The 10,775-nt window shown below is 66.7% G+C and carries 9 protein-coding genes and 1 tRNA gene; 5 read left to right on the top strand and 5 right to left on the bottom strand.

Features of this window, described 5'->3' with window-relative positions; translation table 11 throughout:
- The first annotated feature begins 59 nt into the window (after positions 1-59).
- Positions 60-851 carry a crotonase/enoyl-CoA hydratase family protein gene (locus UCD39_RS03395; protein WP_330494692.1) on the top strand — a complete coding sequence of 264 codons (792 nt, stop codon included), beginning with the start codon at positions 60-62 and terminating at the stop codon, positions 849-851.
- On the opposite strand, the gene gcvA is transcribed toward UCD39_RS03395, so the two are convergent.
- From gcvA to UCD39_RS03375, 4 genes are all read right to left on the bottom strand, one after another.
- Positions 836-1,756: a transcriptional regulator GcvA gene (gcvA, locus tag UCD39_RS03390; RefSeq protein ID WP_330494691.1), complete on the bottom strand. Its 921-nt coding sequence runs from the start codon at positions 1,754-1,756 to the stop codon at positions 836-838. The two genes, UCD39_RS03395 and gcvA, sit on opposite strands and share 16 nt — an antisense overlap.
- Before the next feature lie 76 nt (positions 1,757-1,832).
- Positions 1,833-3,116, bottom strand: coding sequence for a UDP-N-acetylglucosamine 1-carboxyvinyltransferase (murA, locus tag UCD39_RS03385; RefSeq protein ID WP_322484463.1), 1,284 nt, complete (start codon positions 3,114-3,116; stop codon positions 1,833-1,835).
- Between the two features lie 148 nt (positions 3,117-3,264).
- A complete protein-coding gene (dcd, locus tag UCD39_RS03380; RefSeq protein WP_088873773.1) occupies positions 3,265-3,819 on the bottom strand; it encodes a dCTP deaminase in 555 nt (184 codons plus the stop codon).
- A gap of 192 nt (positions 3,820-4,011) precedes the next feature.
- Positions 4,012-4,167: a hypothetical protein gene (locus UCD39_RS03375; RefSeq protein ID WP_186455766.1), complete on the bottom strand. Its 156-nt coding sequence runs from the start codon at positions 4,165-4,167 to the stop codon at positions 4,012-4,014.
- A 222-nt stretch (positions 4,168-4,389) separates the two neighbouring features.
- On the opposite strand from UCD39_RS03375, the gene UCD39_RS03370 reads away from it, so the two are divergent.
- The 3 genes from UCD39_RS03370 to UCD39_RS03360 all read left to right on the top strand — a co-directional run bounded on the left by UCD39_RS03370 (position 4,390) and on the right by UCD39_RS03360 (position 8,900).
- Positions 4,390-4,464 (top strand) — tRNA-Thr (locus tag UCD39_RS03370).
- A 294-nt stretch (positions 4,465-4,758) separates the two neighbouring features.
- Positions 4,759-6,174: a DUF2252 domain-containing protein gene (locus UCD39_RS03365; RefSeq protein WP_330494690.1), complete on the top strand. Its 1,416-nt coding sequence runs from the start codon at positions 4,759-4,761 to the stop codon at positions 6,172-6,174.
- Positions 6,175-6,494: 320 nt separating this feature from the next.
- Positions 6,495-8,900: a TonB-dependent receptor gene (locus UCD39_RS03360; RefSeq protein WP_330494689.1), complete on the top strand. Its 2,406-nt coding sequence runs from the start codon at positions 6,495-6,497 to the stop codon at positions 8,898-8,900.
- Here UCD39_RS03360 and UCD39_RS03355 read toward each other — a convergent pair.
- On the bottom strand, positions 8,894-9,955 hold the full coding sequence (locus UCD39_RS03355) for a helix-turn-helix transcriptional regulator (RefSeq protein WP_330494688.1): 1,062 nt from the start codon (positions 9,953-9,955) through the stop codon (positions 8,894-8,896). The two genes, UCD39_RS03360 and UCD39_RS03355, sit on opposite strands and share 7 nt — an antisense overlap.
- 108 nt (positions 9,956-10,063) lie before the next feature.
- On the opposite strand from UCD39_RS03355, the gene UCD39_RS03350 reads away from it, so the two are divergent.
- Positions 10,064-10,705, top strand: coding sequence for a hypothetical protein (locus UCD39_RS03350; RefSeq protein WP_330494687.1), 642 nt, complete (start codon positions 10,064-10,066; stop codon positions 10,703-10,705).
- Positions 10,706-10,775 lie beyond the last annotated feature (70 nt).

The raw sequence follows: 10,775 nt of genomic DNA, 5'->3' as shown, positions 1-10,775 counted from the left end.
TTTGTCCGGGCGGCGACGACCGGTGAACAGTGGGGGCATCCTTCCCATTGAGGTGTCCCATGACCATCCTGATCAGCGCCGTCGATGACCACGGCATCGCCACCCTGACCCTTAATCGGCCCGAAAAGCTGAATGCCCTCAATTATGCCCTGGTGGACGCCCTGCTGGCCGCATTGGAGGCGATGGAGGATGACGGGACGGTGCGCGCGGTCATCCTGACCGGGGCTGGCGACCGGGCCTTTTCCGCTGGCGGCGACATCCTGGAATTTGCCGCCAGCGTCCGCCGGGGTGCGGCGGCGGCGGTGCGCGACTTCGTGCGCCGGGGCCAGGCGCTGACCAGCCGCATCGAGGCCTACCCCAAGCCCATCATCGTCGCCGTCAACGGTCTGGCCTATGGCGGCGGCTGCGAGATCACGGAGGCTGCCCCCCTTGCCATCGCCAGCGACCGCGCGCTTTTCGCCAAGCCGGAAATCAAGCTGGCCATGCCGCCCACCTTCGGCGGAACGCAGCGCCTTCCCCGCCTGGCGGGACGGAAGCGGGCGTTGGAGCTTCTGCTGACCGGTGACAGCTTCACGCCGCAGCGGGCGCTGGACCTGGGGTTGGTGAACGGCGTCGTGCCGCATGACCAGCTGATGTCAGCCGCCCGGGACTTGGCGCACCGCATCATTCGCCACGCGCCCGGTGCGGTGGCCGGCATCCTGGCCGCCGTGACGCGCGGGGTGAACGTGCCCATCGCCGAAGGGCTGGCGGTGGAAAGCGCGGCCTTCGCCGCCCTGGTGCCCGGCCATGACCTGGCGGAGGGCCTTGATGCCTGGATTGGTCGGCGTCCCGCCGTCTATACCGGGCGTTGACCGGCGGGCGTAGGAGCGGATAATTCCGCCTTGAGCCAGGCACGGAAGGCCGCGACCTCCGGACGGTTGCGGCCCATCCGGCTGGTCACCAGCCAATAGCTGGTGCGGATGGCCTGGGGAGGGCCCAGTACGGTGACCAGGCGACCCGCGGCCAAGTCCCCCTCCACGATGGGCAGCCGGCCCATGGCGACCCCCAGGCCGCTGGCCGCCGCGTCCAGCGCCATATGCACGGTGTCGAAATGGATGCCGGCTTTGGTGGATGGCAGGACGGCGCCGCGCAGCGTGGCCCAGGCGCCCCATTCCTCCGCCACGCTATCGACATGCAGCAGGGCGTGGGCCGCGAGATCGGCCACAGAGTGCAATCGCGTGGCCAGGCTGGGGGCGCAGACCGGTACCAGGGACTCATCCACCAGCCGGCTGGCGTGCAGATTGGTGCCCTCCTCCGGCCGCCAGTCGTCCTGGCGCATGCGGATGGCCACGTCCACCCCGTCGCGGGGCAGATCGGCCGGCCGGTGGCTGGTGTCCAGTACCAGGGCTATGTCGGGGTGCTTGTCGCGGAAGTGCGGCAGGCGCGGCACCAGCCAGCGCAAGCCGAAGGTGGGGGCGACGCTGACGGTCAATGACCCCGCCGGTGTGGTGCCGGGAAGGGCGGCGGTCACGCTGGCCAGTCGGTCCAGCATGGCGCGGACTTCAGGCAGCAAGGCCTGACCCGCCGCCGTCAGGGCCAAGCTGCGGTGCTGGCGCACAAAAAGGGGACTGCCCAGCCATTGCTCCAGCGTCTGAAGCGCGTGGCTGACGGCGCTGGGTGTCAGGTTCAGCTCCTCCGCCGCCCGTTTGAAGCTCAAGTGCCGTCCCGCCGCCTCGAACGGACGCAGAGTGTTGAGCGGCGGCAGTCGGTAAGGCATGGCTATGACTCATCCATTTCGGATGAGCATAATTCATCCTGGGGACGGTATGCCACGTCCCCAGGATGCCATCGCATCAGTCACCCTTCAGACGCTCCATCTGGGCGCCGCAGGCGTTCAGCTTGTCCTCGATGCGCTCATAGCCGCGATCCAGGTGGTAGATGCGGTTGACGGTGGTTTCGCCCTGCGCGGCCAATCCCGCCAGCACCAGCGAAACCGAGGCGCGCAGGTCGGTCGCCATCACCGGCGCGCCGGTCAGGCGCGGCACGCCGCGCACCAGGGCGGACGAGCCGTGGACGGTGATGTTGGCGCCCATGCGCGCCAGTTCCGGCACATGCATGAAGCGGTTCTCGAAGATGGTCTCGGTGATCATCGAGGCGCCCTTGGCCGTGCACATCAGCGCCATCATCTGGGCCTGCAGGTCGGTGGGGAAGCCGGGGAAGGGCTCCGTCATCACGTCCACGCCCAGCACCTCGCCATTGGCGCGCTTCACCTTGAAGCCGGTGTCGGTGGGGGTGAACACCACCTCCGCGCCCGTCAGGGCCGTGGCCACCGCCTGGATGTGCTCCAGGTTGCCGCCCACCAGTTCCAGTTCTCCGCCGGTGATCGCGGCGGCCATGACATAGGTGCCGGTCTCGATGCGGTCGGACACGATGCGATGGCGGGCACCGTGCAGCGTCGGCTTGCCCACGATGTGCAGGCGGTCGGTGCCGATGCCGTGAATCTCGGCGCCCATGGCCACCAGGCAGTGGGCCAGGTCGGTGATCTCCGGCTCGCGCGCGGCGTTGATCAGGACCGTCTCGCCCTTGGCCAGGCAGGCGGCCATCAGCAAATTCTCGGTGGCGCCCACCGACACCTGGGGGAAGACGAACTCGGCCCCCCGCAACCCGTCGGGAGCGGAGGCGTGGATATAGCCGGCCTCAAGCTCGATCTTGGCGCCCATGGCCTGCAGCCCCTTGATGTGCAGGTCCACGGGGCGGGTGCCGATGGCGCAGCCGCCTGGCAGCGACACCTTGGCCTGGCCGAAGCGGGCCACCAAGGGGCCCAGCACCAGCACGCTGGCGCGCATCTTGCGCACCAGGTCGTAGGGCGCCTCGGTGGAGGTGATGGTGGCCGCGGTCAGGTTCACCGCCCGCTGGGCGCAGGAGGTTGCGCCCCCCTCGTACACCATGTCCACACCATGCTGGGCCAGCAGGTTGGCCATGGTGGTGATGTCGGCCAGGTGGGGCAGGTTGTCCAGCGTCAGCGTCCCCTCGGTCAGGAGACAGGCGGCCATCAGCGGCAGGGCCGCGTTCTTGGCGCCGCTGATGCGGATGCTGCCGTTCAGCGGCGCGCCGCCGCGGATGCGTAACTTGTCCATGGGAAAGGGCCGATCGGTTCGAACGTGCCGGTCTTGGGGCCCGGGTCGGGCGGTGCCGGCTGAAATGGCGGAAAGGGTGATGACGAAAAGGTGTGGCGGAATTGGGGCGACGGCGGGCCGCCGCCCGAATGGCCGAGCGGGCCGCCGTTTACAGGCGCGGGAGGGTCACGCCGCGCTGGCCCATATACTTGCCCGAGCGGTCGGCGTAGGACGTCTCGCAGATGGTGTCGCCCTTCAGGAAAAGGAACTGGCACAGGCCCTCGTTGGCGTAGACCTTGGCGGGCAGGGGCGTGGTGTTGCTGATTTCCAGGGTCACATGGCCCTCCCACTCCGGCTCCAGCGGCGTGACGTTCACGATCAGGCCGCATCGGGCGTAGGTGCTTTTGCCCAGGCAGATCACCAGCACGTCGCGGGGGACCCGGAAGTACTCCACCGTGCGGGCCAGCGCGAAGCTGTTGGGCGGGATGACGCAGACATCGGTCTTGCGATCAACGAAGCTGGCGTCGTCGAACCGCTTGGGATCGACGATGGCGCTGTCGACATTGGTGAAAATCTTGAACTCGTCCGCCACGCGCGCGTCATAGCCGTAGGAGGACAGGCCGTAGGAGATGACACCCTCGCGCTTCTGCGCCTCCACGAACGGTTCGATCATGCCCCGGTTCTGCGCCATGTCGCGGATCCAGGTGTCGGGCATGATGGCCATGGGCGTCGCTCCTGCGGTGGATGGGTGTCATGTATCGCGCGATGCAATACGTATTGCTCTTCTTAGACCCTCCCCGCCCTACGCTCAAGGTGACTCTGACGCTTGCCGGGGGCGCCTGCCTGGCGGGGATACGCACCAGGAATGGGCGCCACGATGCGGCCCCACCTACCAGATGTGGTTAAGCCGCCGGGCTTATTCGCCATCGGCCGCCGGGGTGTCGGCGGCGTCCTCCCGCTCGCGCGACTGCACCTTGCGGCGGCGCAGGTTTTCACGCAGGGCGGCGGCCAGACGCTCTTCCCGGGTCATGGACTTATCGGCGCCGGATTTCGCGGGCGGCTTGTCGGTCATCGAATGGTGCTACTCCTGAGGGAGGGGCTGGTGGTTGGCGGCTGTGGCGTTTGCCCTATCGCGGGGCTTCGAAAATAGGCGCAGAATGGCGGTGCGCCAAGGGTTTCGGCCTGGCGAGGCGGAGCGCTGCCGCCACCCCGATCAAAATTCTTTCATTTTCTTCGCTCAAAAGGCTTGCATCCCCTCCGCCCCTGTGGCAATTACCCCGCCCACCGGACGGGCGCTGCCGTAGCTCAGTGGTAGAGCACTCCCTTGGTAAGGGAGAGGTCGAGAGTTCAATCCTCTCTGGCAGCACCATCCGAACTTCCTAAAAATCAAATGCTTAGGTCCGCGTCGCGGTAACGTGACGGTGCGGGCGATTGTCGTTTCAGCGGCTTGTTGCTTCCATGATCAGGCATGGAACAGCCCAGCGCCCGCTCAAGCATCCACCCCCTCTGAACCCTCCGTGCGGTCGATGTTGGTTCCGGCTCCCTGGGCGGGGGTCCACATCGGTGCCACAATCCCATCCGACAGTTTGGTCCTTCCGACACTTTGGCGCTTGCCCCGCGGCCCCGCCGCCTTCCCGGCCGCCCCCGCCCCCGGAGATGCCTCATGCCCGACCTCGCCGCCCTGCGCGCCCTGCCCGCGGAAAAACGCAAGGAGGCTGGCAAGGCCCTGCGCGATGCCGCCCCCCGCTCCGGTAATGCCGCCCTGCCTTCCCTGGCGGGCCGGTCCGACCCCATCGCCCTGTTGTTGTCCACCTCGGCCCAGCGCATCCAGTCGCTGCTGCCGGTGCGGTGGGCCCGCATGGCGGCCAGTCCTTTCACGTTCCTGCGCGGTGCCGCGGCCGTCATGGCCCGCGACCTGGGACAACTGCCGGTCAGCGGCATCCGCGTCCAGGCGTCCGGCGACTGTCACCTGATGAATTTCGGCGTCTATGCCAGTCCGGAGGGGCGGGCGGTTTTCGATCTCAACGACTTTGACGAGACGCAGTCGGCCCCCTTCGAATGGGATGTGAAGCGGCTGGCGGCATCCCTGGTGCTGGCCGCGCAGGATGCGGGTCACGCGCCCGGTGCCGCGAAGGACATGGCCCGGGCCGCCGTCACCGCCTATCGCCTGCGCATGGCCGAACTGGCGACGTTGGATCCGCTGGTCGCCTGGACCAGCCGGGTGGACATCACCGCAATGGCGCAATGCATCCAGGATGAGGCCGCCCGCACCAAGGAAATGGACCTGCTGGCCAAGGCCGCGGCCACCCCGTCGGCGGGCGACGATTTCCCCCGGCTTGCCGAGGGCGACGGGCGTGAGGCTCGCATCCGTGACGTCCCGCCCCTGATCTATCACTTTGATGAAGAGACGGACCGTCAGGGCCAGGCGGCCCTGCGTGCCCGCGCCCTGTTTGCCCGCTACCGGGACACCTTGCCGGAGGAACGGCGCTTTCTCATCGACCGCTATCAGTTGGCCGACGTGGCCTTCAAGGTGGTGGGCGTCGGCTCCGTCGGCACGTTCTGCGCCATCGGTTTGTTCACCGACCCCGATGACCATCCCCTGTTCCTGCAGGTGAAGGAGGCGATGACGTCCGTCCTGGCGCCTTATGCCGGCGCGTCCCCCTACGCCAACCAGGGACAGCGGGTTGTGGTGGGACAGCGCACCCTGCAGACGGTCAGCGATGGTTTCCTGGGGTGGGCGGCGGATGACGCGGGCCGCCATTTCTATATCCGCCAGTTGAAGGACCGCCGCCTGGCGTCTGCCGGCACCCTGATGGAAGGCGACCGCCTGGACTTCTATGCCACCCTGTGCGGCGCCACGCTGGCCCGTGCCCACGCCCGCTCCGGCGATGCCGCGCTCATCGCGGGTTACCTCGGCAATTCCGAGACCTTTGACGACGCCGTGGCCGGCTTCGCCGCCGGCTATGCCGAGATCAGCGCGGCGGACCACGCCCTTCTGAAGCAGGCTGTCGCCGATGGCCGGCTGGCGGTGGCAGACTTGCCCGCCAAGGGCAAAGGCAAGGGGAAGAAGGGCGGCTGAGCGTCGGTCGCCGCCCCCACATGCCACCCGAAGCCTGATCGTCGCGATTTTGCGCCGATTCGCTTTTTCCGTGCGCCCTTGAAGGGTGTGGGTGCGGCAATTTGTCTGACCGTGTGGTCAGAAAACAGTCACAAAACCTGACCGTTTGATCAAGTTTCTGTCAAATTCGCTCTCGCGAAGCGCGAAGGGCATACCGCCATCGAGCTTTCCCCCCAACGTCTTGAAGTTGCAACATTCCAATGTTAGTGCAAATGCACAAACTTTGAGGGGCGGCCCGTCGGGAAGCAGGGCGCCGGTTGGATAAATATCGGGGGATTCTCATGATGATTTTCACGCGGGGCGGTGCTGCCGCCCGCGAATGCTCACGCCTGCGCGGCATTCTGCTGGCGGGGGCGGCGCTCAACGTGATGGTGTGCGCGGGCGCCATGGCGCAGGAGGCCTCTTCGGCCGGCGACGTGGAAACCATCCTGATCACCGGCAGCCGGCCGGTGAACGCCAACGGCATGATCACAGTGCAGGAGGCGCCGAAGTCGGCCTCCTCCGTGACCCAGGAATTCATCAAGGACCAGCCGGCGGCGGCCAACCCCTTTCAGCTGATCAACCTGGCGCCGGGCGTCAACTCCAATGGTCGCGACGCCACCGGTACCGGTCGTGGCGCCATTTCCGTGCGCGGGTTCCAGTCCAACCAGATCGGCCTGATCCTGGACGGTGTGCCGGTGAACGACAGCGGCACCTTCAACGTCTATCCCCAGGAATACATCGATGCCGAGAACCTGTCCCAAGTCTACATCATGCAGGGGGCGGGCGACGCCGACACCCCCAATGTGGGTGAGACGGGTGGCAACATCGGCATGGTGATCCAGAAGCCGTCCGACGATTTCCATGTCATGGTGCAGCAGGGCCTGGGCGATAATAGCCTGCGCCGCGAATTCGTGCGCGTGGACACCGGCGACATCGGCTTCCGCACCAAGGCCTTCATCTCCTACTCCAACGCCGCGGTGGACGTGTGGCGTGGCGAGGGCACGACCAAGCGCCAGCATGTCGACGCCTCCATCGCCCACGACATCGGGGACAGCAGCCGCATCGCGCTCAGTGCCTTCTACAACACGGCCGAAACCTATTCCTACCAGGCGCTGAACAAGGCGCAGTTGGCCCAGTATGGCTATGACTTCAACTTCGCCACCGCCTATGCCCCCACCGCGCCAGCGGTGAACGGCACGGTGCAGAACGACAACAACGGCCCGCTGCTGACCCAGCGCTCCAACTACTACAAGCTGGCGACCAATCCGTTTGAAAACCTGGTGGTGTCGGTGAAGGGCAACTTCGCCCTGACGGATAATATCCGCCTCGATGTCCAGCCCTACCTCTGGTACGGCTTTGGCGGCGGCGGCACCGCCGGCTACTTCTCCGAAACCAATGCGGCGCAGTTCGGTGTCGCGGGCCAGAAGTTCACGGGCGTCGACCTCAACGGCGACGGTGACAAGCTGGACACCAAGCTGTTCTACAACCCCTTCGCCCAGCAGCAGATGCGTCCCGGCTTCCTGACCCGCGGCAAGTGGACCTATGGCCACAACGAACTGGTGATGGGCTTCCAGTACGAAATCGGCAAGCTACGGGAATGGAAGCCGCTGCTGTCCGTGGACGCCTACGGCAACCCGGTCAGCCTGTGGCCCGACCTCTATAACGAGCACGTGGTCCGTGCCGATGGTTCCGTGGTCCGCACCCAGGACCAGAAGACGACGACGGAAGTGGTGCGTCCCTTCGTGGTCGACACCCTGAACCTGTTCGATGACAAGCTGGCGCTCAGCGTCGGACTGCAGCACTCGCAGATCAACCGCAGCGGCATCAACTATCTGCCGGTCAGCCTGCGCACCGCCGGCAACGCCGTGGCGCCGACCCGGCCGGAACTGGACCAGGGCAAGTTCGTGCCCAGCGCCGGCGCCGTCTATCATATCGACGACAGCAACCAGGTCTTCGTCTCGGCCACCCAAACCTTCCGCGCCACCGACAACTCCGCCCTCTACACGCCGGGCGTGAACCTCTCCACCATCCAGCCGGAAACCACGGTGGATCTGGAGGCGGGCTACCGCTACGGCGGGCCGTGGTTCATCAGCTCCTTCACGATCTTCAACACCAACTACAGCAACCGCCAGCAGTCGTTGTTCGACGTCACCGCCAACACCACGGTGTCGAAGAACATCGGCGGCGTCATCATCAAGGGCATGGAGGCTGAGGTCGGCACGAAGCCCATCGACGGCTTCTCCGCCTATCTGTCGGCGGCCTACACCCAGAGCCATCTGAAGAACGACATTTATGTCGGCCTGGCCAACGGCACGACCGTTCCACTGCCGACGGCGGGCAAGCAGCTGACCGATACGCCGGAATGGTTGGTGTCTTCGCTGCTGCGCTATGAGCGGGACAACTACTTCGCCCAAATCCAGGGCAAGTACACCGCCCACCGCTTCAGCAGCCTGACCAATGACGAGGAGGTGCCGTCCTTCTACACCTTCGACGTCGCGGCCGGGTACACCCTGCCGGAATCGCTGACCGGCCGGTTCAACACCCGCCTTGTGCTGTCGGTCACCAACCTGTTCGACAAGCGCTACTTGGGTGGCATCAACTTCGGCAACAACGCCCAGCCCTACAACGGCGTGGCGGCCAACCTGCCCAGCTATCAGCCGGCGCCGCCCCGTTTCATTTCCGCCAAGATGACGGTCACCTACTGATCCAGGGGATCATCGTCGGGGGAGGGCACCGGCGGCGACGCCGGTGCCCTTTCCGTGTCAGCCGTCCGTGTCGTCTGATACCGGCGATGCAATTCGGCCGCCAGGCCCGCCATATGGGTGCGCAGTTCCGGCGGGCCCAGCACCTCCACCGTCAGGCCCAGTCCCAACAGCTGGCGCGCGGTCCAGTCCACCGATTCCAGGGGTATGTCGGCCTCTGTCCAGCCGTCGGCGCCGGCCGGTTCCAAGGAGGCGCTGATCCGTTCGTTGAAGGCGGGGCCCAGGTTGCGCAGGGATTTCAGGCCGGCCGCGGTGGCCCTCACCCGGGCCGTGCCGATGTAAAGGCCGGCCTCGAAGCTCTGCAGCGATGCCTGCCAATGGGCGGGCAGGTCAAAATCCACCGGCCGGTCGAACCGCCGCTCCAGCACCGTATGGGCCAGGATGCTGGAGACGCGATAGGTGCGCGGGCCGCCCGCTGGCTTGCCGGCCTCCGCCAGTGATTGGGCCACCAGGTACCAGACGCCCCCTTTCAGGACCAGGCCCAGGGGCTCCACCGTGCGCTCCACGATGCCGGTCCAGCGCTCATAGCGCATGCGGATGATCTGCTCGTTCCATACCGCGCGGGCGATGTCGGGCAGGATGTCCACCTTGCCCGGCTCCTGGAACCAACCCACCGGGTCCAGGTGGATGCGGGCGTTCAGGCGCGCGGCCATGTGGCGACCCTGTTCGGGCAAGGCCGCCAGCAGCTTCAACTGGGCCGCGGCCAAGGTATCGCCCAGCCCCAGGTCCGCCGCCGGTCCCGGCAGGCCCGCCAGGAACAGGCTTTCCGCCTCCTGCGCCGTCATGCCGGTCAAGCGGGTCCGATAGCCATCCATCAGTTGAAAGCCGCCGTCGCGTCCCCGGTCCGCATAGACGGGAATGCCGGCCGCGCTGAGGTCATCGATATCGCGGTAGATGGTACGGACGGTGACCTCAAGCTCATCGGCCAGGGCCTGGGCGGTCTGGCGACCCCGAGTCTGAAGCAGCATGAGCAGCGAGAGAAGACGGCTGGCGCGCATGAATTTCAAATTAGCAGATCATACCTGACAAAGGATGTCAGGTTTTGCCCGGTAAAGTGCGTTCACCGGACAAAACGCCCGGTTTTCCCATCGCGGAGGACCGTTTCCATGGACATCGCCAGCACCTTTACCCCTACCCGCCGTGCCGCCCTGATGGGCGCCGGCCTCATGGCCTTCGCCGCCGTCCCGGCACGGGCGGAGCGCTTGCCCACGGTCGACCGCCGTCCGACCGATCCGGACCAGCCGGACCTGCTCACTGGCGGCCCGGGAGCGGGCGACTTCGATTTCCTGGCCGGCCGCTGGTCGGTGCTGAGCCGCCGCCGGTTGAACCGTTGGGTGGGGGATGATCGCTGGGACGAGACGCCGGCCAGCGCCCACGGGCAAGTCATGCTGGGCGGCCTGGCCTGCCTGGATGAACTGGCACTGCCGGCCTTGGCGGACCAGCCCGGTGCCGCCGTCACCTTCCGCCTGTACGACCCGGCGGCCCGGCACTGGGCCTTTCACCGGGTGGACGGGCGCACCGGCACCCTGCAAGCCCCCCTGACCGGGCGTTTCAGCGGGGGCCTGTTCGCCGGCCGGCGGGGTGACTTTCGCGGCCAGGATTTCGATCCGCTGCTGGGCCAGCCGGTTGAGGCGCGGGTGGTCTGGTCGCGCATCACCACCACCTCCGCCCTGTGGGAGCAGGCTTGGTCGGCTGATGCGGGCCGCAGCTGGGAAACCAATTGGACCCTGACTTTCACCCGAACCTGATGGGGCTTGACCTCAACTATACTTGAGGTTCTAGCGTGATCAGCGGTTTCCGTGACAAGAGGGAAGGAAG

The organism is Nitrospirillum karajorum, assembly GCF_036348415.1.
GTDB lineage: Bacteria > Pseudomonadota > Alphaproteobacteria > Azospirillales > Azospirillaceae > Nitrospirillum > Nitrospirillum amazonense_B.
The sequence above is the reverse complement of the archived record's forward strand: the minus strand, read 5'-3'. Positions and strand labels throughout refer to the sequence as shown.

What these genes read in the sequence shown, in the direction of transcription:
- UCD39_RS03395 (WP_330494692.1), top strand. Translation starts at nt 60, where the DNA reads ATGACCATCCTGATCAGCGCCGTCGATGACCACGGCATCGCCACCCTG.
- gcvA (WP_330494691.1), bottom strand. Translation starts at nt 1,756, where the DNA reads ATGCCTTACCGACTGCCGCCGCTCAACACTCTGCGTCCGTTCGAGGCG.
- murA (WP_322484463.1), bottom strand. Translation starts at nt 3,116, where the DNA reads ATGGACAAGTTACGCATCCGCGGCGGCGCGCCGCTGAACGGCAGCATC.
- dcd (WP_088873773.1), bottom strand. Translation starts at nt 3,819, where the DNA reads ATGGCCATCATGCCCGACACCTGGATCCGCGACATGGCGCAGAACCGG.
- UCD39_RS03375 (WP_186455766.1), bottom strand. Translation starts at nt 4,167, where the DNA reads ATGACCGACAAGCCGCCCGCGAAATCCGGCGCCGATAAGTCCATGACC.
- UCD39_RS03365 (WP_330494690.1), top strand. Translation starts at nt 4,759, where the DNA reads ATGCCCGACCTCGCCGCCCTGCGCGCCCTGCCCGCGGAAAAACGCAAG.
- UCD39_RS03360 (WP_330494689.1), top strand. Translation starts at nt 6,495, where the DNA reads ATGATGATTTTCACGCGGGGCGGTGCTGCCGCCCGCGAATGCTCACGC.
- UCD39_RS03355 (WP_330494688.1), bottom strand. Translation starts at nt 9,955, where the DNA reads ATGCGCGCCAGCCGTCTTCTCTCGCTGCTCATGCTGCTTCAGACTCGG.
- UCD39_RS03350 (WP_330494687.1), top strand. Translation starts at nt 10,064, where the DNA reads ATGGACATCGCCAGCACCTTTACCCCTACCCGCCGTGCCGCCCTGATG.